The following is a 20792-nucleotide window of genomic DNA, read 5'->3' on the forward strand; positions in this document are numbered from 1 at the left end:
GCAGTGGGCAGCGGTGCCCGATCAGCGTCCGCTCGGCCCGGTGGGATCGCTGCGCGACGCGCCGTCGACCCCGGGCGGTCCGGTGAGCACCGTGGGGACGTACTCGAGGAGTTGGAGCCGTCCGTCGAAGGTGCGGCTCGCGACCATCTCGAGGGCCACGTCGGGGTACCCGTCGAAGATGCGATCGGTGCCGGTGGCGCCGGTGATCACCGGGAAGACGACGACGCGGAACCGGTCCACCAGGCCGGCTGCGAGCAGCGACCGGCACAGGGTCAGGCTCCCGAGGGTCCGCATCGGACGGGAGGCGTCCCGCTTCATCGCGCGCACGGCCTCGACCGGGTCACCCTCGACCAGCTCGGTGTTGGCCCACGACAGTGGTGGCTCCAGGGTCGAGGAGAAGACCACCTTGGGCATCGCGGCCAGTCCGGCGAGGCCGGGTTCCTCCGGCATCTCGGCGGCGAACCCCGACATCAGCCGGTACGTCGTCGCGCCCATGAGGACCGTGTGCTCGGTCGCGCCCTCCTCGTCCAGCCAGCCGAGGTACTCGGGCCCTTCCAGGCCCCAGTAGCCCGGCCAGCCCTCGGCCGCCGCGCAGCCGTCCAAGGAGATGATGAAGTCCACCATCAGGTTGGCCATGGCGTTCCCTCCCCGGTGCTCGGTGTGCAGGGAGGGACCGCTGCGACCGGCGGAACTCATCGCACCGCAGCCCAGGGGCGGCGTGACGTGTCGCGCCGCCCCCGTGGACGGGATGCGTCGACTGCAGGCGGCCGGCCTGCCACGCTGACCGGCATGGCGAGGGTGCTCTTCACCTCGTGCCCGGCGTACGGCCACGTCCTGCCGATGCTGCCGCTGGTCCGGGCGGCCGAGCGCGCCGGCCACGACGTGCGGGTCGCCACCGGCCCGGACCTGGCCGGTCCGCTGGCCACCCGGGGACTCGACGTCCACGCCGTCGGACCGACCTGGGCGACGTCGTGGTCGGCACACGAGGTGGTCTGGGCGGACCAGGGCAGGCCCGAGGAGCAGAAGATGATGGACGGGGTGGTGGTGCTGTTCGGCCGGCCGGCCCTCGCCCGGCTCGCCGACCTGGTCGTCATGGCGCAGCGGTGGCGCCCCGACCTCGTCGTCCACGAGGTCCTCGAGATGGCGGCGCCTCTGCTGGGCCGACGGCTCGACGTGCCGAGCGTCGTGCACGGCATCGGGCCGATGTTCCCGTCCTATGCCGAACTCATCGGCCCCGCGGGAGCTCTGATCGGCGAGCCCGGGTTGTGGGCGCAGGTCTCGGCCGAGCGGGCCCTCGACCTCTGCCCGCCCTCGTTGCAGCCCGACGGCCCGCCGCCGTGGCCGGGGGCGGTCCCGCTGCGGCCGAGCGCCGGCGAACCCGGCCCGGTGCCGCCCGAGGTGGCCGACGTCCTCGCGGGTGACCGGCCGATCGCCTACTTCACCCTCGGCACGGTCAAGAACACCGACACCGCCGACCTCGCGGCCGGGCTCACGGCCCTGGCGGGGTACGACGGCGTCGTGGTCGCCACGACCGGGCGCCGGCTCCATCCCGACGACCTCGGCCCGGTACCGGGCAACGCCGTGGTCGCGGAGTTCGTCCCACAGGCCGCCGTGCTGGAGCGGGCTGACCTGCTGGTCTCCCACGGCGGGTCGGGCACGATGCTCGGCGGCCTCGTGCACGGCGTGCCCCAGGTCGCCCTGCCGCGCGGGACCGACCAGCCGCACAACGCCGCCCTGCTGGCCCGGGCCGGCGCGGGGGTGGTCGTCGCCCCCGAGGACTACGCCGTTCCCACGATCCGGGCCGCGGTCGCGGAGGTGACCGGCGACCCGGCGTTCCGGGCGGCGGCCGAGCGCACACGCGACGAGATCGCCGCGATGCCGGACGCCGACGCGGTGTGGGCTGAGCTCAGCGCCTGACCCACACCGCCGCCTCGAGGCGCGGGGTCAGCACGGTCGCTCACGAGAGCCTCCGGACGACGGACAGCGGCAGCACCCGCATCGCCGCGCCGATCGGCACCCACGGCCACGCCGGCACGTAGGCCCTCGTCCGGCGCTCCTCGATGGCGTCGACCATGGCGCGCACGCCGGTCGGGGTGTCGACCACGAACCGGGTGCGCTGCTGCACGTGCTGGTTCATCTCCGAGCGGATGTAGCCCGGGTGGACCACCGACACGTCCACCCCCGGGATGCGCTCGGCGCGCAGGCCCTCGGCGAGCGCGGCGACGCCGGCCTTGGTGGCGGCGTAGGTGGTCATCGACCTGCGCATGCCGCGGAGCGCCGACATCGACGAGACGAGCACCAGGTGCCCGCGGCCCTGACGGCGGAAGACCTCGAGTGCGGCCTCGCACTGGGCCAGCGCGCGGACGACGTTGGTCATCGCCGTCTCCCGGTTGGCGCCGGCGCGGCCGATGCCCAGCGGGGCGCCGCGCACCGAGCGAGGTCGTGGCCGAGGGCGGCGAACTGCCGGGCCATCTCCGCGCCCAGGCCGGAGCTGGCCCCGGTGACCAGGACGACGCCCCTGCTCATGCGCGCTCCCTCGCGGCGTCCTGCCCGGCCCGGTGGATCCGCCGCCCGGCGGCGGCCATCTGCCGGTCGTAGAGGGGGCGGGCCAGCCGCTTGCCCCAGGTGACCAGCCGCGCGGTCCGGTCGGGGAGGACGAGGAACCGGCGGGCGTCGACCGCCGCCACCACCCGCCCGGCGACCTCGTCGGCGCCCAGCGGCGCCCGGGTGATCAGCCGGGTGGCGAGCTGCTCCACCAGCGGGTCCTCGCCGCGCAGCGACGCGGCCAGGTCGCTGCGGAAGAACGAGGGGCAGACGACGGACACGTCCACGCCGTACGGCGCCAGCTCCGCCCGCAGGCTCTCCGAGAGCGCGACGACCGCGGCCTTGCCGGCGGCGTAGGAGGTCATCGCCGGCGGGTGCACCAGCCCGGCCACCGATGCGACGTTGACCAGGTGACCGGTGCCCTGCTCCGTGAACAGGGGCACGAACGTGCGGCAGCCGTGCACGACGCCCAGCACGTTGACGTCGAGCACCCGGCGCCAGTGGGCGGCGTCGAGCCGGTCGATGCGCCCGCCGGCGGCCACGCCGGCGTTGTTGACCAGCACGTCGAGGCCGCCGAGGTCGTCGCGCACCCGCTCGAGCGCGGCGGCCCAGTCGGTCTCGGAGGTGACGTCGAGGCGCTGGTAGCGCGCACCGGCCGGGACGTCGGCGTGCGCGGCGAGGTCGGTGACCAGGACGTCGTCCCCGCGGCCGGCGTACCGCGCGGCGAGGGCGGCACCGAGGCCGGAGGCGCCGCCGGTGACGAGCACCCGGCGCGGGCCGGGGGAGGAGGGGGAGGAAGGCACCAGCGCACGCTAGATCCGGGCTGTCCCGGCCCGTCGCCCGGGGCGGCGGGCAGCCCAGCGGCACGCGCTCAGGTGCGGGCAGCCGCGGGGCGGAGCTGGGCGAGCACGAACCCGGCCACGACGTCGTGCACGGCGTCGCGGTCGTGCTCGTTGAGGACGTCGTGCAGGTCGCCGGGGAAGGTGCGCAGCGTGGCCCGGGGCAGCCGCGCGACGAGGGCCCGCGAGTCCTCGACCGGGACCATCGGGTCGTCCTCGCCGTGCAGGACCAGCGTCGGGATCGACGGCCGGCCCTCGGCGACCCCTGCCGCCACCGCGGGCCAGGTCGCCACCACCGCCTCCATGGTCTGCCGGGGCACGGGCCCGCGGTGCACGAGCGGGTCGTTCCGCAGCGCGTCGAGGTACTCGGGGTGGGTGCTGAACACCGTGCCGGGGTCGGGGTCCGCCACCTCCCCGGCGTCCTCGGCCATCAGGGCCTCGACCCACGGCAGCGGCTGGGCCGGTGGCGCGGACACCACCAGGGCCTGCGCCAGGTCGGGGGAGCGCTGGGCCAGCAGCAGCGCCGCCACGCCGCCGCCGGAGTGCCCCATGAGCACCAGCGGGCGGCCCGGGTGCTGCGCCTGCGCGAGGCCGGCCAGCGTGCGGGCGTCGTCGACGTAGTCGTCCCAGGAGGGCAGCAGGTCGCGCTCGCCGTCGCTGCGGCCGTGCCCGATGGCGTCCAGGGCGTGCACCGCGATGCCGTCGGCGGCCAGCCGGCGGCCCAGCGGCTCGTAGAGGCCCAGGTGCTCGCCGAAGCCGCCGTGGCAGAACACGGCGACGGCGCGGACCTCGCCGTCGGGCAGCCAGGCGTCGTGGTGGATGCGGCCACGGGAGCCGTCGAAGAAGGGCATCGCGGCCCCTCCCTCCGGAGTGCGCGGACGGGGTCCCCGTTGCGGCGATCCTCCTCGCCGGCGGCGCGGGCCGGAGGGGTCTTCCGGCCCGACCGGGCGGCGGCTCAGACCCGGGTGTCCCGCTTGCTCCAGCCGAGCACCGCGGTGCCGAGGAACAGCAGCAGGCCCACCACGGCCAGCCAGAACAGGCCCTCGAGGACCGCGCCGACGACGGCGACGACCAGCCACACGACCAGCAGGAACCCGATGAGTCGCAGCACGGCGCACCTCCGGTGGGGCGGGGGTCCCAGCGTAGGGCCGGGGTGGCCCGGTTCGGGCGGGTGCGGGCCGGGCAGGATGCCGGCCATGGGCTTCCGCGCAGCTGACGACCGCTACGACTCGATGACCTACCGGCGCACCGGCCGCAGCGGCCTGGACCTGCCCGCGGTGAGCCTCGGTCTGTGGCACAACTTCGGGGACGACGTCCCGTTCGACCGGCAGCGGGACATCCTCCGCCGCGCCTTCGACCTCGGCGTCACCCACTTCGACCTGGCCAACAACTACGGGCCGCCCTACGGCAGCGCCGAGACCAACTTCGGCCGGCACCTGCGCGACGACTTCCGCCCGTACCGCGACGAGCTGGTCATCTCGACCAAGGCCGGCTACGACATGTGGCCCGGCCCGTACGGCCAGGGCGGCGGCGGCCGCAAGTACGTGCTGTCCAGCCTCGACCAGTCGCTGGCCCGGATGGGCCTGGAGTACGTCGACGTCTTCTACTCGCACCGGCCCGACCCGACCACGCCGCTGGAGGAGACGATGGGCGCGCTGCACAGCGCCGTCCAGGCCGGCAAGGCCCTCTACGTCGGCATCTCGTCGTACTCCCCGGAGGACACCGCCAGGGCGGCGGAGATCCTCGCCGACCTGGGGACGCCGCTGCTGATCCACCAGCCCTCGTACTCGATGCTCAACCGCTGGGTCGAGACCGAGGGGCTGCTGGACACCCTCGAGGACGTCGGCGCCGGCTGCATCGCGTTCTCCCCGCTCGCGCAGGGGATGCTCACCAGCAAGTACCTGGACGGCGTCCCGGAGGGCTCGCGGGCCAGCCAGGGCAAGTCGCTGTCGACCGACCTGCTCACCGAGGAGGCGCTCGGCCACGTCCGGGCGCTGGACGACATCGCCGGGAAGCGCGGGCAGAGCCTGGCCCAGCTGGCCCTGGCCTGGGCACTGCGCGACGAGCGGGTGACCAGCGTGCTGGTCGGCGCGAGCAGCGTCGGGCAGCTGGAGCAGAACGTCGCCGCGCTCGACCGGCTGGACTTCACCGACGACGAGCTGGCCGCGATCGACCAGCACGCCGTCGACTCCGGCATCGACCTGTGGGAGGCCCCGCGGACGGCGTAGGGGTCAGCGCTCGACCAGGGCAGCGAGCCGGTCCAGCGCCATCCGCCAGCCGAGCTCGTTGTCCTCGGGCCGGACGCCGTCGGGGACGCCCTCGTGCACCGCGGTCAGCTCGGTGCCGTCGCCGGCGTCGGCCAGCGCGATCGTGCTGGTCATCGCGCCCTGCATCGCGGGGTCGCCGGTCTCGAACACGTCGGCCTCGACGACCAGCTCGCCGGGCACCAGCCGGACGAAGCGGCCGCGGTAGGTGTCGGTGTGCGCCGTCGTCTTCCCCTGCTGTCCCGGCTCGTCGTAGCTGAGCGAGACCCGTAGGGTGCCGCCCTCGCGGGCGTCCCACTCGTGCACCTCGCACGTCATCCCGTCGGGCACCCTCCAGCGGGCGACGGCGTCCGGGTCGAGCAGCGCCCGGTAGACGGCCGCCCGCGGCGCCCGGAGGTGCCGGCTCACCCGCGTGGTGGTCACGGCCGCCATCGTGCCGTGCCCCCTGCCGCGCCGAGTGCTACGAACTCGTGGTGATCGCGGCCTGATCACCACGAGTCCGCAGCACTGGACGGCAGCGAGGGGGCGCCGGTGGACCTCGACGAGGTGGCCGACGAGCTGTACGCGGTGCCGCCCGACGAGTTCGTCGCGCTGCGCAGGCAGCGCCAGGACGACGCCCGCGCCGCGGGGGACCGCACGCTGGCCCGCGAGGTCGGCGCGCTGCCCAAGCCGACGACCGCCGCCTGGGTGGCCAACCTGCTGGCGCGCGAGCAGCGCGCGGAGATCGAGGGGCTGGTCGAGCTCGGCGGGCTGCTGCGGGAGGCGCAGGAGAGCCTGGCCGGCGACCAGCTGCGGGCTCTGGACCGGCAGCGCTCGCAGCTGCTGACCGCGCTCACCCGGCAGGCGACCGCGCTGGCCCGCGGGCGCGGCGTCCGGGTGGGCGGCACGGTCGAGACCCAGGTCGCGGACACGCTGCGGGCCGCGATGGCCGACCCGGAGGCGGGGGAGGCGCTGCTGTCGGGCCGGCTCACCGGCGCGATGTCCTACAGCGGCCTGGGGACGACGGGCAGCCGGCCGGTGCTGCGGTTGGTGCCCCCGCGCCCGGAGCCGCCGCGGGAGCGGGACCGCCTGCGGAACGGCACCGCGGGGGCCCGCCGGCGCCGCGACGAGGACGCCCGCCGGGCCGCCGAGGAGGAGGTGAGACGCCGCGAGGAGGAGGCGAGACGCCGCGAGGAGGAGGCGCGCCGGGCGGCCGAGGAGCGCCGCCGCCGGGAGCTGGCGGAGGCGCGGGCCGCCGCGGAGGAGGCGACGGCGCTGGCCGCCGAGGCGGTCGCCGCGGCCGAGGAGGAACGGCACCGGGTCGACGACCTCGACGCCCGCCGGGCCCACCTGCAGGCGCGGGTGCAGGAGCTGGCCGACGAGCTGGCCCGTGCCGAGCGGGAGGCCGCCGACACCGCCGAGGAGCTCCAGCGGGCCGAGCGGCACCGGCGCACCGCCGACCGGCACGCCACCGAGGCCACCGCGGCCCGCGACCGCGCGCTCGAGACCGTGCGCGCGCTCGAGGAGGGCTGACGCGGCCCGGGCCCGGTGGGTGGGGTCCGGGCGGGCGGGTCAACCCATCGTCTTCTGGCCGTCGAGGGTCTCCCGCAGGATGTCGGCGTGACCGGCGTGCTGGGCGGTCTCGGCGACGATGTGCAGGAACACCCGGCGGGCCGAGCGCGTGGCGCCGGGCTCGAACCACGGCGCCTCGGGCAGCGGGTGCGTCGCGTCGAGGTCGGGGAGGGTGCGCACCAGGTCGTCGGTGCGCCGCGCGATCTCCGCGTAGTGCGCCAGCACGCCGTCCAGCGTCTCGTCGGGGCCGAGCCGGAACTCCTCGGCCCACTTCGCCATCTGCGCGGGGTCGCTGGCCGCGGCCATGGCGGCCGGGCCGTTCACGATGAAGTCCACCCAGCCGGCCTCCTGGGAGGCGACGTGCTTGACCAGCCCGCCGAGGGTCAGCTCGCTGGCCGTCGGCCGCAGCCGGGCCTGCTCCTCGGTGAGGCCCCGGACGGTGAAGCGCAGGAAGTGCCGGTGGGCGGCCAGCGCCTCCAGCAGGTCCGCCCGCTCGCCGGTGAGGGTCGTGGTCGCGTCCATGGCAGTCGCCTTCCACACGGGGTCCGGAGTGCGGCCCACGCTAGGGGGAGGGACCGACGGTCCGGGCCGTCGTCTCCGCGGAATCCGGCCGACCCGGGAACGTCACACCCCCCGCATAGCGTCGGGGTCGTCCCACCGAGGGGAGGCCGCCATGACCGACACCGTGCCCAGCACCGGAACGACCGGCGCAGCGCCGCTCACCACCGAGGAGATCGACCTGGCGATCACCGTGGCCGCGGTCGCGGTCGGCGTCGCCCGCCGGGCGGAGGAGCGCTGCCCGTCCGCGGAGAACGCGCAGCGGGTCGCCCACGCCGTGGCCGCCGTCGACGCCCTGCTCGACCAGCGGCTGGCCTCCGTCTGACGGGACGGGCTGCGGGGGCCGCACCCCCGCCCTAGCGTCGGGCGCATGACCGCACCACGCGTCGCCGTCGTCACCGGCTCGGAGTCCGGCATCGGTCGGGCCACCGCCGTGGCGCTCGCCGAGCAGGGCTGCGACCTCGGCATCACCTGGTACCGGGAGGAGGAGGCCGCCGAGGCCACCGCCGCCGAGGTGCGCGCGCTCGGGCGCCGCGCGGAGGTCCGGTACGTCGACCTCACGCAGCTGCCGCAGGCCGCCGACGTGGTCGACGACCTGGCCGAGGCCCTGGGCGGGCTCGACGTCCTGGTCAACGACGCCGGCACCGGCCACGCGACGGCCCTGCTCGACACCGACTACGCCACCTGGCGGGAGGTGCTCGCCACCGACCTGGACGCGGCGTTCCTCTGCCTGCAGCGGGCCGCCGCCGGATGGTCGCCGCCGGCCGCGGCGGGCGGATCGTCAACGTCACCAGCGTCCACGAGCACCAACCGCGGGTGGGGGCGGCGGCCTACTGCGCGGCCAAGGGCGGGCTGGGCCTGCTCACCCGGGTCGCCGCGATCGAGCTCGCCGAGCACGGCATCACGGTCAACGCCGTCGCGCCCGGCGAGATCGCCACCCCGATGACCGGCCAGGACGACGAGGACCCCACCGCCCCCGGGCACGAGCGCCCCGGCGTCCCGCTGCGCCGCCCGGGCGACGCGCGCGAGGTGGCCGCCGTCATCGCGTTCCTCGCCTCCCCGGAGGCGTCCTACGTGACCGGGTCCTCCTACGCCGTGGACGGCGGGATGCTGCAGATGGGCCCGATGGCCGGCTCGCACCTGGACTCCGACGACTGGCGTCGTCCCTGACTCAGGCCGACAGCAGCTCCAGCAGCCGGGTCCGGTCCGGGCCGGGGGTGACCGGCGGCGGCTCCCCGGCGTGCGCGGCGATCCGCTGGGCCATCCCCGGGCGGGCCAGCACCTCGTCCGGCAGCGCCAGGCAGGTCACCGTCTCGAGCAGCCCCCGGTAGGCGTCGGGGTCGTGCACCGCGGCGGCGAGCAGGCCGGCCCGCACCGGGTCCGGTGGCGGCGCCTCGCGGCCGGCGCGCAGGGCGTCCATCTCGGCGATCCGCGCCCGGTCGGCGGCGAGCTGGGTGCGGTAGAACGGCGTCACCCCGCGCTCGGTGGCCTCGTCGAAGGCGCGGACGAGCCCGGCGGGGTCGTCGAGCTCCGCGCGCACCGCGGCCCGCAGCAGCTGGGCGTGCACCGCCCCGACGGAGATGCCGCGCCCGGCGGAGGGGTTGGTGCAGGCCCAGGCGTCGCCCACCGCGACGAGGCCGGTCACCACGGGCTCGCCGTCGACCACCAGGCGGCGGTAGCGGTCGAGCACCCCGGCCATGGCCAGCACACCGGTGACCGGCCGGCCGTCGAGCCAGTGCGCCTGCCGCGGGCAGGCGCCGACCACCCGGTCGAACACCGCCGGCTCGCGCAGCGCCTTGAGCGGGGTGTCGCGGGTCGGCCCGAAGACGGTCACCGACCAGGTGCCGTTGTCCCCGCCCAGCGTGATGAGCGAGACGCTGCCCAGCGGTGCCAGCTGGGGGCCGATCCGCCGCGGCTGCTCGGGGCCGGCGAAGTAGCGGGTGTAGTACGCGAAGCCGCTGGTCTGGCTCTCCACCCGGGCCGGGTGGGCGCCCAGCTCGGTCAGCCAGTCCGCGCTCGGCGAGCGCCGTCCGGTCGCGTCGACCACCAGGTCGGCGCGCACCTCCGCACCGCTGTCGGTGCGCACGCCGGCGACGTGCGGGACGCCGGGCAGCGCCGCGGGCCCGGCCACCAGGCCCACGACCCGCACCCCGCGGCGGACCGACAGCCGGGGGTGCGCCTCGGCAGCCGCGGCGACCACGGCCTCGGTGACCGGGCGCCGCCCGGTGACGAAGCGGAGCCGGTCGTCGCCGGGCCGGGGCGTGCGGTCCTCGATCGACGGCGGCAGGGACTCCAGGTAGTCGACCCAGACGCACCCGCCGTCGACCAGCCGGTCCACCAGGCCGGGCAGCTCGGCGTCCGCGACCTGCCGGAAGCGCGGGAACAGGGTGTGCGGCTGGCGGAACTGGGCGACCCCGCCCCGCCGCCAGTCGTCCCAGGCGGCGGCGGGCTGCTCCGGCGGGCCGGTGGGGTCGGGCTCGAGCACGGTGACCTCGTGCCCGTCCTCGGCCAGCATCAGGCCGGCGCACAGGCCGACGACCCCGCCACCGCACACCACGATCCCCGCCACGGCGCCTCCCCGGTCCGCGGGCGACGCTGCCAGCGGGGCGGGACGGCCGGACAGGGCCGCAAGCCCCTCAGGTCCTGCGGCGGCTGCGCTTGCTGCGGTAGAGCTCGGTGTCGGCGCGCACCAGCAGGTCGGCCAGCGTGTCCCCGGGCCCCGCGGTCGCCGTCCCGGCCGACCAGGCCGCCGGGTGGGCGGCGCGCAGCCGGGCCAGCAGGTCCTCGGCGCGTGCGGCGTCGGTCGCGGGGAGGCTGAGCACGAACTCGTCGCCGCCGTAGCGGCCGAGCAGGTCCGACATCCGCAGCTCGGCGTTCCACGCGCGGGCCAGCTCCTGCAGCAGGGCGTCACCGGCGCCGTGGCCGGCCTGGTCGTTGACCGCCTTGAACCCGTCGAGGTCGATGAGGGCGACGGTGAACGGCTCCGCGCTGCGCCGGGCCTGCGCCAGCCCGCGGTCGGCCGTCACCTGCCAGGCGCGCCGGTTGGCCAGCCCGGTGAGCGGGTCGGTGCCCGCGGCCCGCAGCAGGTCGCCGGACAGCCGCGTCTGCGCCTCGGTGAGGACGACGACGGTGACCACCGTGGTGAGCCACTGCGGCAGGAACCCCGAGGGCGCGGCGGCCACCGCGCCGGCGGTGGTGAGCGCGAGCAGCAGCCCGACGTGCAGCCGGGCCGCGCGGGAGGAGAGGAAGTGGGCGCTGAAGACGGCCATGGCGACCATGGCCGGGCCGAGCCCGACGATGCCCACCGCGGTCGCCGAGCGCCAGGCCAGCAGGCCCAGGGCGACCGACGGCAGGAACACCGCCGCGTGCACGGACCGCGGACCCAGCCGGTCGCGGCGCAGCCACAGCACGGCCGACCCGGCGGCGCCGAGCGCGGCCAGCGCCCACAGCAGGCGGACCGGGGACCGATCGGACGCGGGCGCCAGTGCGCTCACGGCGCACAGCGCGGCGCCCACTGCGTACAGCAGTGAGAGCAGCGCGATGCCGCGTGGCCGGAGCGTGTGCACGGATCCCCCGTTCGTCCGGGTCAGGATCTGCGGCTCCGGCGACCTCCCGCAGCGCTGCGTGACCGTTCCGACCCCATGGAGGGAGGCGGCACCGCCCGACCGGGCGAGTGGTCGGCCACTTCCGGTCACTCTCCGGTCTCGCCCGGTCACCCGCCGGTGAGCTCGGTGGGCACCGTGATGACGTCGACCATGGCGCCGCGCCGGTGCACCGTGACCGGCAGCGGCCGGCCGATCGCCTCGTCGAACAGCAGCCGCTGCAGGCTCTGCGCCTCGGCGACCGGCCGCCGCCCGGCCTCCAGCACCAGGTCGCCGGCCTTGAGCCCGGCCCGGTCGGCCGGCGACCCGGGGACGACGTCGACGACCCGCAGCCCCCGGCGGCGCCCGGTGCGCTCGGCCAGCGGCGCGGGCAGCGGGGCCGGGGTGCTGACCAGCCCCAGGTAGGCCCGGCGGACCCGGCCGTCGCGGACCAGCGCGTCGACGATCCGCCGGGTGGTGTCGTTGACCGGCACCGCCAGCCCCAGCCCCCAGCCGGCGACCGCGGTGTTGACCCCGACCACCCGGCCGGCGGAGTCCGCCAGCGCTCCGCCGGAGTTGCCCGGGTTGAGCGCGGCGTCGGTCTGGATGACGTCCTCGACCACCCGCGCCGTCCGCCCGTCGCGGGTCGGCAGCGACCGGCCCAGGCCGCTGACCACCCCGGCGGTCACCGAACCGGCCAGCCCCAGCGGGTTGCCGACGGCGACGACCAGCTGGCCCACCCGCAGCGTCGCCGCGTCACCGAGCTGCGCCGGCGGGGGAGTGGCCCCGCACGCCCGGACGACGGCGAGGTCGGACAGCGGATCGGCGCCGACCACGTCGACGTCGGTCTCGCTGCCGTCGCTGAACACCGCCCGGCCCGTGCGCGCCCGGCCGACCACGTGGGCGTTGGTGAGCATCAGCCCCGCGCCCGGGACGACGACCGCCGAGCCCGCGCCGCCGCGGCCGTCGGGCCCGGTGACCTGCAGCGCGGCCACGTGCGGCGTCATCTCGGCCGCGACCGCGGTGACCACCCGCGAGTAGGCGTCGAGCCCCTCCTCGTCGGTGGAGCCCGCGGTGCCCGGCTCCGGCAGCACGCTCATCCCGCACCTCCTCGATTACCCGATTACACGAGTGAACGCCTCCCACGCCGGCTGTGGCGGCGGTCATGCCGTGGGCGAACAGCGGCCCGATACTGGCGCGGTGACCATCCCGGCGACGGCCCGCCGAGCAGCGGCGGAACAGGCGTGGACCCAGGTGCGGCCGGAGCTGGCGGCCGAGGCGCTGGCCACGCTGGGCCCGGCGGAGGGCGATGCCTTCCTCGCCCGCGCCGACCTCGCGCTCCACGACCTGCACGAGCCGCTGGCCGCGCTCTACGGGGACGCCGTCGGTGAGCTGTTCCCCCGCGCGCTGCGCGCCGCGCTGGCCGCCGCGGCGCAGCGGCCCGAGGCGCTGCGCCGGCTCGACCGGCGCCGGGAGATCGACCCCGGCTGGTTCCTGCGGTCCCGGGTGCAGGGGTACGTCTGCTACGTCGACCGGTTCTGCGGCACCCTCGACCGCTTGCCCGGCCGGCTGGACCACCTCGCCGAGCTCGGCACGACCTACCTGCACCTGATGCCGCTGCTGCAGCCGCGGCCGGGGGAGAACGACGGCGGCTACGCCGTGGTGGACTACCGGGCGGTCGACCCGCGGCTGGGCACGATGGCCGACCTGGAGGACGTCGCCGGCGCGCTGCACGACCGCGGCATGGTGCTGTGCATCGACCTGGTGCTCAACCACACCGCCCGCGAGCACGCCTGGGCGCAGGGCTGGCTGGCCGGCGACCCGGCGTACGCCGGCTTCTACACCGCCTTCCCCGACCGCACGATGCCCGACGCCTACGACGCCACCATCCCGGAGGTCTTCCCCGACCGGGCACCGGGCTCGTTCAGCTGGGTGCCGGAGGCGTGCGGCGGCGCCGGCGGCTGGGTGTGGACGACGTTCTGGCCGTACCAGTGGGACCTGGACTACGCCAACCCCGAGGTCACGCTGGCGATGCTGGGCGAGATCACCTGGCTGGCCAACCGCGGCGTCGACGTCTTCCGCATGGACGCCGTCCCCTTCATGTGGAAGCGGCTGGGCACCAGCTGCCAGAACCAGCCCGAGGGCCACAGCCTGCTGCAGCTGCTGCACGCGCTGACCCGGCTGGCCGCCCCCGGCGTCGTCTTCAAGGCCGAGGCGATCGTCTCCCCCGACGACCTGGTCGGCTACCTCGGCGGCCACGACCGCTACCGGCCCGAGTGCGAGCTGGCCTACCACAACCAGCTCATGGTGCTGCTGTGGAGCAGCCTGGCCACCGGCGACGTGCGGCTGGCCCGGCAGGCGCTGCACCGGATGCGCCCGATCCCGCCGACCGCCACCTGGACCACCTACGTGCGCGGCCACGACGACATCGGCTGGGCCATCACCGACGAGGACGCCGCCGCGGTCGGGCTGGACGCCTCCGCCCACCGCCGCTTCCTCAACGACTTCTACGCCGGCCGCTTCCCCGGCTCGTTCGCCCGCGGCGCGCCGTTCCAGGAGAACGAGGCCACCGGCGACGCCCGGATCTCGGGCTCCGCTGCGTCGCTGTGCGGCATCGAGGCCGCGCTCGGGGCCGGCGACGACGCCGCGCTGGACGCCGGGGTGCGCCGGCTGCTGCTGCTCCACTCGGTCGCCTACGCCTACGGCGGCATCCCGCTGCTGTACATGGGCGACGAGCTCGCGCTGCGCAACGACACCGGCTACCTCGCCGACCCCGCCCTCGCGCCGGACAACCGCTGGATGCACCGGCCGCCGATGGACTGGGCCGCCGCCACCCGCCGCCACGACCCGGCGACCGTCGAGGGCCGGGTGTGGTCGGGGATCCGCCGGCTGGGCGAGGAGCGCCGGGCGCAGCTGGCTCTGCGCGGCGGGGTGGAGTCGGCGGTGGTGGACGCCGGCAGCGACGCGGTGCTGGTGTGGCGGCGCAAGCACCCGCGCAGCGGGACCTTCGTCGGGCTGGCCAACTTCGCCCCGTCCCCGCAGGCCGTGGACGCCGACACGGTGACCGGCTTCGGCTCCTTCGCGCAGGTGCACGGCAGCGACGGCGTGCTCCCGGTGGCCGACGGCCGTCTCGTCGTCCCCGGGCTCGGTTTCGCCTGGTTCGCCGAGCCGTGAGCCGAACGGGCGTGCCTCCGGCCCACCCGCCGCCCCCGGCCACCGCCGGTGCCACCCTCGGCGTCGAGGAGGAGTTCCACCTCGTCGACCCGGACACCCTCGCGCTCACCCCGGGTACGACGGTCGTGGCCGCGGCGCTCGCCGGCGAGGCGGGTGAGCACGTGCACGCCGAGATCGTCACCACGCAGCTGGAGACCTCGACCGGCGTCTGCACCACGCTGGCCGAGCTGCGTGCCGCGCTGGCCGCCACCCGCGCCGAGGCGGCCGCGGCCGCCGCCCGCGACGGGCTCGCGGTGCTGGCCGCCTCCACCCACCCGTTCGGCACCTGGCGCGAGCAGCGGCTCACGGGCGCGCCGCGGTACCGGGCGATGGTGCGGCGGTGGGCGGCGCTGGCCGACCGGCAGGACATCTGCGGCTGCCACGTGCACGTCGGCGTGCCCGACACCGCGACGGCGGTCGCGGTGATGGACCGCGTCCGGCCGTACCTGCCGGTGCTGCTCGCGATGACCGGCAGCTCGCCGTTCCACGACGGCGCCGACACCGGCTACGAGTCCTGGCGCACCGTGTGGTGGTCGCACTGGCCCAACGCCGGGCCGCCCGAGCCGATGGGCAGCGCGCGGCGGTTCACCGAGGTCGTCGACGGGCTGGTCCGCTCCGGCGTGGTGGAGGACGGCCGGCACCTGTACTGGGACGTCCGACCCTCGGCGCGCTGGCCGACGCTGGAGTTCCGGCTGGCCGACGTCTGCACCGACCTGGACGCCGCCGTCCTGCACGCCGCGCTGGCCCGGTCGCTGGTGCGGGTGCTGGCCGGCCGGGACGGCCCGGTCCCCGAGGTGCGCCCGGAGCTGCTGCGCGCGGCCCGCTGGCGGGCCGCGCGCGACGGTCTGGGCGGGGAGCTGTTCGATCCCGTGCGCGGCGAGCCGGCGCCCGCACGGCAGGCCGTCGGGGCGCTGGTCGCCGGGCTCGCGGACGACCTGCGGGCGCACGGTGAGGAGGACGACGTCGCCGCGCTGCTGGACCGGCTGTGGCGGCGCGGCACCTCGGCCGCCCGCCAGCGGGCCACCTGGGAGCGCACCGGCGACCCGCGCGCCGTGGCCGCCGAGATCGTGCGGGACGGGACCGCCGCGACGGGGTGACGCGCGGACCGCCGGGGTAGGGGGACGCGCATGACCGGACCGCGACCCCTCGCCCTCGTCACCGGCGCCTCGAGCGGCATCGGCTTCGAGCTGGCCCGCCAGTTCGCCGAGAACGGCTTCGACCTGCTGGTCACCGCCGAGGACCCCACCATCGACACCGCCGCGGCGAAGCTGCGCAGCTCGGGCACCGCCGTGTCGGGCTTCCAGGCCGACCTGCGCACCGCCGCCGGGGTCGACGCCCTGTGGGACGCCGTGCAGGCCACCGGCCGGCCGCTCGCCGCGGCGGCCCTCAACGCCGGGGTCGGCAAGGGCGGCCCGTTCGTCGAGAACCCGGTCGAGGACGAGCTGGCCATCATCGACCTGAACGTCCGCTCGACCGTGCTGCTGGCCAAGCACGTGCTCCGCGGCATGGCGGCCCGGGGCGAGGGCCGGGTGCTGTTCACCTCGTCGGTCGCCTCGACCATGCCCGGTCCCTTCCAGGCGGTCTACAACGCCTCCAAGTCCTTCGTGCAGTCCTTCGCCGAGGCGCTCGCCGAGGAGCTGGCGGACACCGGGGTCACCGTCACCTCGCTCATGCCCGGGCCCACCGACACCGAGTTCTTCGAGCGCGGCGACCTCATGGACACCACGCTCGGCCAAGGCCCCAAGGACGACCCGGCCCAGGTCGCGAGGCAGGGCTTCGAGGGCCTCATGGAGGGTGAGCGCAAGGTGCTGGGCGGCTCGGTGATGAGCAAGGCGCAGGCGGTGGTCAACTCGGTGCTGCCGGACAAGCTCAAGGCCAAGGGCCACGCGAAGATGGCCGAGCCGGGCAGCGCGGGGTAGTGCCGTGGCCGGCGTCCGCGACCTGGCCCTGCCGCTGCGGGACCCGGCCGACCTCGACCCGCTGCTGGAGCGGGCCGGGGACGCGCGCGTCGTGGCGATCGGCGAGGCCAGCCACGGCACCCACGAGTACTACGCCTGGCGCGCGGCGCTGACCCGCCGGCTGGTCACCGAGCACGGCTTCGGCTTCGTCGCGGTCGAGGGGGACTGGCCCGACTGCCAGCGGGTGAACCGGAGCGTCAAGCTGCGGGACGGTGCCGACGCCGACCCGCGCGACGCGCTCGACGCCTTCGCCCGCTGGCCGACCTGGATGTGGGCCAACGACGACGTCGTCGAGTTCTGCCGCTGGCTGCGCGACCTCAACGCCGAGCGGGCCGACGACGAGCGGGTCGGCTTCTACGGCCTGGACGTCTACAGCCTCTGGGACTCCATGCACGAGCTCGTGGGCTGGCTGCGCGAGAACGAGCCGGACCACGCGGACGCCGCCGTCCGGGCGCTGCGCTGCTTCGAGCCCTTCGGGGAGGACGGTGCGGAGTACGCCTTCGCCAGCCGCTTCGCGCCGTCGTCCTGCGAGCAGGCCGTGGTGGACCTGCTGCACCGGTTGTGCCAGGAGCGCGGGCGGGAGGGACCCGGCACCGACCCGGAGGCCCGCTTCTCCGCCGAGCAGAACGCCGCGGTGGTGGTGGACGCCGAGCGCTACTACCGGGCGATGGTGCAGGGCTCGGCGGAGTCCTGGAACGTCCGCGACGTGCACATGGCCGACGTCCTCGACCGGCTGCTCGGCCATGCCGGGGACAGGGCCGTCGTGTGGGAGCACAACACGCACGTCGGCGACGCCCGGGCCACCGACATGGCCGACGCCGGGATGACCAACGTCGGGCAGCTGCTGCGGGAGCGGCACGGTGCGGACGACGTCGTCCTGGTCGGGTTCGGCGGGTACCGCGGCGGGGTGGTCGCGGGCAGCGAGTGGGGCGCGCAGATGGAGCGGATGCCGGTGCCGGAGGCCCGCGGCGGCAGCCTCGAGGCGGTCCTGCACGAGGAGCTGGGGCACGACGCGCTGCTCGTCTGGGAGCCCGGCGGCGCGCGTCCGCCCGCGCTGGACCGGCGGCTGGACCACCGGGCGATCGGCGTGGTCTACCGGCCCGAGCGCGAACGGTGGGGCAACTACGTGCCCACCGTGCTGGGGGAGCGGTACGACGCCTTCCTGTACCTGGAGGACACCACCCCGCTGCAGCCGCTGCACCTGGAACGTCCCGACGAGCACGTGCCGCCGCTGGCACACGTGGTCTAGATGGAGGACCCCCTGACCCCCCACCACTCGCAGGCTCGCGGCGGGCCCCTGCAGGGGGCGGCCCGCGGGGCCGCGGAGGGACGGCTCGGTGCCCGGCAGGTGGCGGCTCCGGCGGCGGTCCCGTACCCGCCCGGCCGGCGCAGGCTGGAGCTCGGCCCGCACGCGCAGGCCGAGCTCGTCGTCCCCGAGGGCCCGCCGCGGCCCCGGCCGCTGCTGGTCTTCTTCCACGGCGCGGGCGGCACGGCGGCGCAGGGCGTCGCCCTGGTCGGCGACCCCGCCACCGCGCGGGACGCGCTGGTGCTGGCGCCCTCGTCGGTCGGCTCGACCTGGGACCTCATCGCCGGCGGGCTGGGCCGCGACGTCGCGGTGCTCGACGCCGCGCTGGACCAGGTCTTCGCCCGCCAGCCGGTCACCGGGGTGGCCTTCGGCGGCTTCTCCGACGGCGCCTCGTACGCCCTGAGCCTCGGCCTGGCCAACGGCGACCTGGCCGGGGCGGTGCTCGCCTTCTCGCCCGGGTTCGCCGCCCCGCCGCGGCTGGCCGGCCGCCCGCGGGTGTGGATCTCCCACGGCACCGGCGACCGGGTGCTGCCGGTCGAGCGGTGCGGACGGCGACTGGCCCGACAGCTGACCGACGGCGGGTACGACGTCACCTACGAGGAGTTCGACGGCGGCCACGTCGTCCGGCCCGAGGACGTGACGGCCGCCCTCACCACCTGGCTCGGCGACGCCTGAGCGGTGCCTCCCGCGCGCGGGAGGCACCGCTCGGGCTATGCAGACCTGCGCTCGGTGACGTCCGTGGGTGCTGCGTCCGGGTCCTTGCGGCCGCCGGTCTTGGAGACGGCGAACTGCGGGCCGAGCTCCTCCAGCGCCAGCCGGCCGTAGACCTGCTGCTGGGTGGCCACCCGCTCGGCGCGGCCGCGGCCGAGGAAGCTGACCAGCCAGTGCAGCACCGCGGTCAGGCGGCTCTTGAACCCGACGATGTACAGCAGGTGGACGACCAGCCACAGCACCCAGGCGGTGAAGCCCTCGAACTTCAGGCCCTTGATGTCGGCGACGGCCGAGAAGCGCGAGATGGTCGCCATGTTGCCCTTGTCCCGGTAGTGGAACGGGCTCTGCGGCTGCTTGCCGGCGATCCGCCGCTGGATCGCCTCGGCTGCGTACCGACCGCCCTGGATGGCGACCTGGGCCACGCCGGGCAGCTTGTCGAGCGCCATCATGTCGCCGACCACGTGCACCTCGGGGTGCCCGGGCAGGGTCAGGTCGGGCTGCACCGAGATCCGGCCGGCCCGGTCGACCTCGGCACCGGACTGCTCGGCGAGCAGCCGGCCCAGCGGGCTGGCCTGCACGCCCGCCGCCCACACCTTGGTGGCCGCCGAGATCCGCCGGACCTGACCCTCGGCGTCCTTGATCTCGAGACCGTTGGCGTCCACGTCCGTCACCATCGCGCCCAGCTGCACCTCGACGCCGATCTCGTTGAGGTGCCGGCGGGCGCGCTCGCCGAGCTTCTCGCCGAACGGCGGGAGGACCTGCGGCGCGGCGTCGAGCAGGACGATCCGCGACTGGGTCGGGTCGATGCTGCGGAAGTCGCGGCGCAGGGTGCGGTGGGCCAGCTCGGCGATCTGGCCGGCCATCTCCACTCCGGTGGGCCCGGCGCCCACCACGACGAAGGTGAGCAGCCGGTCGCGCTCGGCCGGGTCGGTGGCCAGCTCCGCCAACTCGAACGCGCCGAAGATGCGGCCGCGCAGCTCGAGGGCGTCGTCGATGCTCTTCATGCCCGGCGCGAACTCGGCGAACTGGTCGTTGCCGAAGTAGGACTGCCCGGCGCCCGCGGCGACGACGAGCTCGTCGTAGGGGTGCACCGTGGTGCGACCCAGGATGGTGGAGGTGACCGTGCGGGCGGCCAGGTCGACGCCGGTGACCTCACCGAGCACGACCCGGGCGTTCTGCTGGTGCCGCAGGATCTCGCGGGTGGCCGGTGCGATCTCGCCCTCGGACAGGATGCCGGTGGCCACCTGGTAGAGCAGCGGCTGGAACAGGTGGTGGCTGGTCTTGCCGATGACGGTGAGGTCGACCGGTGCCCGCCTGAGCGCCTTGGCGGCGAACAGCCCGCCGAAACCGGAGCCGACGATGACGACCCGGGGCCGACCGGACGAGGAGGCGCCGACGGGGTCGGCCACAGGTGATGTCGTCATGATGAATCAGTCTCCCACCTCGGTGTCTGCCGGCCGTGCACGGCCGGGAGCGATCCAGGCCACAGTCCGCACACCTACCCGCTGCCGTGCTCCCCACGCCGGCGCGGTAGACCGGTCCGGTGTCGGAACCCCTGATCGAGCTGGTGGTCGTCCCCGGTCTCGGCCTCGACGAGCGGTCCTGGGCCCGGGTGCTCGACGAGCTGCCGGCCGACCTGGTCCTGTTGCCGGGACTGGGGCTGCCGGCGCCGGTGCCGCCGCTGGAGACGCTCGCCGCCCGGCTGCGGGACCGCCTCGGCGACGGGCCGGTGCTGCTGGCCGGGCACTCGCAGGGCTGCCAGGTGGTCGCGGCCGCGGCCGGTGACCCGCGGGTGGCCGGCCTGGTGCTGCTCGGGCCGACCACCGACCCCCGGCTGCGGTCGGTGGCCGGGCTGGTCCGGCGCTGGCTGGGGACGGCGGTGCGCGAGCGGTGGCCGCACGCGCCGCTGGTGGTGCCGCAGTGGCTGCGCACCGGCCCGCGCGCGATGCGGCAGCTGTGGGTGGCCGCCTCGCCCGACCCGATCCAGGACCGGCTGCGGACGGTGCGGGTGCCGGTCACCGTCGTCCGCGGGACGCGTGACCGGCTCTGCGCGCACGACTGGGCCACCGCGGTGCGGGCGGCCGCGCCGCACGCCCGGCTGGTCGAGCTGCCCGGGGCGGCGCACCTGACCCCGATGACCCATCCGGGCGAGGTCGCGGCGGTGCTCCGCCGGGCCGCGGGCGAGGCCGCCGTGCTCCGGTCGCGGCCCGGCGCCTGAGGACCCGTTCGGCTCACGGCCCCTGGCGGGGAGGCGACTGCGTGTCACG

Annotated in this window: 21 protein-coding genes and 1 pseudogene; 11 read left to right on the forward strand and 11 right to left on the reverse strand. The window is 76.2% G+C overall.

Annotated features, from left to right (window positions below; translation table 11 throughout):
* Positions 1-21: 21 nt before the first annotated feature.
* Positions 22-636: a dihydrofolate reductase family protein gene (locus BLR12_RS18840; RefSeq protein WP_091381438.1), complete on the reverse strand. Its 615-nt coding sequence runs from the start codon at positions 634-636 to the stop codon at positions 22-24.
* 153 nt (positions 637-789) lie between these two features.
* Between BLR12_RS18840 and BLR12_RS18845 the strand changes: the two genes are divergently transcribed.
* Positions 790-1917 carry a glycosyltransferase gene (locus tag BLR12_RS18845; protein ID WP_091381439.1) on the forward strand — a complete coding sequence of 376 codons (1128 nt, stop codon included), beginning with the start codon at positions 790-792 and terminating at the stop codon, positions 1915-1917.
* A 40-nt stretch (positions 1918-1957) separates the two neighbouring features.
* On the opposite strand, the gene BLR12_RS18850 is transcribed toward BLR12_RS18845, so the two are convergent.
* The 4 genes from BLR12_RS18850 to BLR12_RS24675 all read right to left on the reverse strand — a co-directional run bounded on the left by BLR12_RS18850 (position 1958) and on the right by BLR12_RS24675 (position 4494).
* Positions 1958-2431 (reverse strand): SDR family NAD(P)-dependent oxidoreductase, encoded by a 474-nt coding sequence (locus tag BLR12_RS18850; protein WP_218120741.1) that lies wholly within the window; start codon positions 2429-2431, stop codon positions 1958-1960.
* A gap of 91 nt (positions 2432-2522) precedes the next feature.
* A complete protein-coding gene (locus tag BLR12_RS18855; RefSeq protein ID WP_091381441.1) occupies positions 2523-3347 on the reverse strand; it encodes an SDR family NAD(P)-dependent oxidoreductase in 825 nt (274 codons plus the stop codon).
* Positions 3348-3415: 68 nt separating this feature from the next.
* A complete protein-coding gene (locus BLR12_RS18860) occupies positions 3416-4234 on the reverse strand; it encodes an alpha/beta hydrolase (protein WP_091381442.1) in 819 nt (272 codons plus the stop codon).
* A gap of 104 nt (positions 4235-4338) precedes the next feature.
* Entirely contained in the window at positions 4339-4494 is a 156-nt protein-coding gene (locus tag BLR12_RS24675; protein WP_176832590.1) for a hypothetical protein, read from the reverse strand.
* 85 nt (positions 4495-4579) lie between these two features.
* Between BLR12_RS24675 and mgrA the strand changes: the two genes are divergently transcribed.
* Positions 4580-5611 (forward strand): L-glyceraldehyde 3-phosphate reductase, encoded by a 1032-nt coding sequence (gene mgrA / locus BLR12_RS18865; RefSeq protein ID WP_091381444.1) that lies wholly within the window; start codon positions 4580-4582, stop codon positions 5609-5611.
* 3 nt (positions 5612-5614) lie between these two features.
* On the opposite strand, the gene BLR12_RS18870 is transcribed toward mgrA, so the two are convergent.
* A complete protein-coding gene (locus BLR12_RS18870) occupies positions 5615-6079 on the reverse strand; it encodes an SRPBCC family protein (RefSeq protein ID WP_091381446.1) in 465 nt (154 codons plus the stop codon).
* 99 nt (positions 6080-6178) lie between these two features.
* On the opposite strand from BLR12_RS18870, the gene BLR12_RS18875 reads away from it, so the two are divergent.
* Positions 6179-7159 carry a hypothetical protein gene (locus BLR12_RS18875; protein WP_091381447.1) on the forward strand — a complete coding sequence of 327 codons (981 nt, stop codon included), beginning with the start codon at positions 6179-6181 and terminating at the stop codon, positions 7157-7159.
* A 39-nt stretch (positions 7160-7198) separates the two neighbouring features.
* On the opposite strand, the gene BLR12_RS18880 is transcribed toward BLR12_RS18875, so the two are convergent.
* Positions 7199-7720 (reverse strand): DinB family protein, encoded by a 522-nt coding sequence (locus BLR12_RS18880; RefSeq protein WP_091381449.1) that lies wholly within the window; start codon positions 7718-7720, stop codon positions 7199-7201.
* A gap of 151 nt (positions 7721-7871) precedes the next feature.
* Here BLR12_RS18880 and BLR12_RS18885 point away from each other — a divergent pair, with 151 nt between their 5' ends.
* Both BLR12_RS18885 and BLR12_RS18890 read left to right on the forward strand, forming a co-directional pair.
* The gene (locus tag BLR12_RS18885; protein WP_091381450.1) at positions 7872-8081 is read left to right on the forward strand and encodes a hypothetical protein; all 210 of its coding nucleotides are present in this window, start codon (positions 7872-7874) and stop codon (positions 8079-8081) included.
* Between the two features lie 45 nt (positions 8082-8126).
* Positions 8127-8926, forward strand: a pseudogene (locus tag BLR12_RS18890) (SDR family oxidoreductase).
* Position 8927: 1 nt separating this feature from the next.
* Here BLR12_RS18890 and BLR12_RS18895 read toward each other — a convergent pair.
* The 3 genes from BLR12_RS18895 to BLR12_RS18905 all read right to left on the reverse strand — a co-directional run bounded on the left by BLR12_RS18895 (position 8928) and on the right by BLR12_RS18905 (position 12437).
* Positions 8928-10325, reverse strand: coding sequence for an NAD(P)/FAD-dependent oxidoreductase (locus tag BLR12_RS18895; protein WP_091381452.1), 1398 nt, complete (start codon positions 10323-10325; stop codon positions 8928-8930).
* A gap of 67 nt (positions 10326-10392) precedes the next feature.
* Positions 10393-11322: a GGDEF domain-containing protein gene (locus BLR12_RS18900; protein ID WP_091381453.1), complete on the reverse strand. Its 930-nt coding sequence runs from the start codon at positions 11320-11322 to the stop codon at positions 10393-10395.
* Between the two features lie 146 nt (positions 11323-11468).
* Positions 11469-12437 carry a S1C family serine protease gene (locus BLR12_RS18905; RefSeq protein ID WP_091381455.1) on the reverse strand — a complete coding sequence of 323 codons (969 nt, stop codon included), beginning with the start codon at positions 12435-12437 and terminating at the stop codon, positions 11469-11471.
* Positions 12438-12537: 100 nt separating this feature from the next.
* Between BLR12_RS18905 and BLR12_RS18910 the strand changes: the two genes are divergently transcribed.
* From BLR12_RS18910 to BLR12_RS18930, 5 genes are read left to right on the forward strand one after another with little or no spacing between them, the layout of a single operon-like run.
* Positions 12538-14511, forward strand: a complete 1974-nt coding sequence (locus BLR12_RS18910) for an alpha-amylase family protein (RefSeq protein WP_255363631.1) — start codon at positions 12538-12540, stop codon at positions 14509-14511.
* Between the two features lie 11 nt (positions 14512-14522).
* Positions 14523-15647 (forward strand): carboxylate-amine ligase, encoded by a 1125-nt coding sequence (locus BLR12_RS18915; RefSeq protein WP_218120742.1) that lies wholly within the window; start codon positions 14523-14525, stop codon positions 15645-15647.
* Positions 15648-15677: 30 nt separating this feature from the next.
* Positions 15678-16469, forward strand: coding sequence for an SDR family NAD(P)-dependent oxidoreductase (locus tag BLR12_RS18920; protein ID WP_091381460.1), 792 nt, complete (start codon positions 15678-15680; stop codon positions 16467-16469).
* 4 nt (positions 16470-16473) lie between these two features.
* Positions 16474-17757 (forward strand): erythromycin esterase family protein, encoded by a 1284-nt coding sequence (locus BLR12_RS18925; protein ID WP_091381462.1) that lies wholly within the window; start codon positions 16474-16476, stop codon positions 17755-17757.
* Positions 17758-18489, forward strand: coding sequence for an alpha/beta hydrolase (locus BLR12_RS18930; protein WP_255363632.1), 732 nt, complete (start codon positions 17758-17760; stop codon positions 18487-18489).
* Positions 18490-18524: 35 nt separating this feature from the next.
* Here BLR12_RS18930 and BLR12_RS18935 read toward each other — a convergent pair whose 3' ends face one another.
* Positions 18525-19949 carry an NAD(P)/FAD-dependent oxidoreductase gene (locus BLR12_RS18935; RefSeq protein WP_091381463.1) on the reverse strand — a complete coding sequence of 475 codons (1425 nt, stop codon included), beginning with the start codon at positions 19947-19949 and terminating at the stop codon, positions 18525-18527.
* Positions 19950-20068: 119 nt separating this feature from the next.
* Here BLR12_RS18935 and BLR12_RS18940 point away from each other — a divergent pair, with 119 nt between their 5' ends.
* Positions 20069-20743 carry an alpha/beta fold hydrolase gene (locus BLR12_RS18940; RefSeq protein ID WP_091381465.1) on the forward strand — a complete coding sequence of 225 codons (675 nt, stop codon included), beginning with the start codon at positions 20069-20071 and terminating at the stop codon, positions 20741-20743.
* Positions 20744-20792 lie beyond the last annotated feature (49 nt).

The organism is Geodermatophilus sp. DSM 45219 (assembly GCF_900104025.1).
Classification (GTDB): Bacteria; Actinomycetota; Actinomycetes; order Mycobacteriales; family Geodermatophilaceae; genus Geodermatophilus.

Bases quoted from the DNA above. Each gene is read 5' to 3' on its own strand.
- BLR12_RS18840 (WP_091381438.1), bottom strand. From the start codon at position 636: ATGGCCAACCTGATGGTGGACTTCATCATCTCCTTGGACGGCTGCGCG.
- BLR12_RS18845 (WP_091381439.1), top strand. From the start codon at position 790: ATGGCGAGGGTGCTCTTCACCTCGTGCCCGGCGTACGGCCACGTCCTG.
- BLR12_RS18860 (WP_091381442.1), bottom strand. From the start codon at position 4,234: ATGCCCTTCTTCGACGGCTCCCGTGGCCGCATCCACCACGACGCCTGG.
- mgrA (WP_091381444.1), top strand. From the start codon at position 4,580: ATGGGCTTCCGCGCAGCTGACGACCGCTACGACTCGATGACCTACCGG.
- BLR12_RS18870 (WP_091381446.1), bottom strand. From the start codon at position 6,079: ATGGCGGCCGTGACCACCACGCGGGTGAGCCGGCACCTCCGGGCGCCG.
- BLR12_RS18880 (WP_091381449.1), bottom strand. From the start codon at position 7,720: ATGGACGCGACCACGACCCTCACCGGCGAGCGGGCGGACCTGCTGGAG.
- BLR12_RS18885 (WP_091381450.1), top strand. From the start codon at position 7,872: ATGACCGACACCGTGCCCAGCACCGGAACGACCGGCGCAGCGCCGCTC.
- BLR12_RS18905 (WP_091381455.1), bottom strand. From the start codon at position 12,437: ATGAGCGTGCTGCCGGAGCCGGGCACCGCGGGCTCCACCGACGAGGAG.
- BLR12_RS18920 (WP_091381460.1), top strand. From the start codon at position 15,678: ATGACCGGACCGCGACCCCTCGCCCTCGTCACCGGCGCCTCGAGCGGC.
- BLR12_RS18930 (WP_255363632.1), top strand. From the start codon at position 17,758: ATGGAGGACCCCCTGACCCCCCACCACTCGCAGGCTCGCGGCGGGCCC.
- BLR12_RS18935 (WP_091381463.1), bottom strand. From the start codon at position 19,949: ATGACGACATCACCTGTGGCCGACCCCGTCGGCGCCTCCTCGTCCGGT.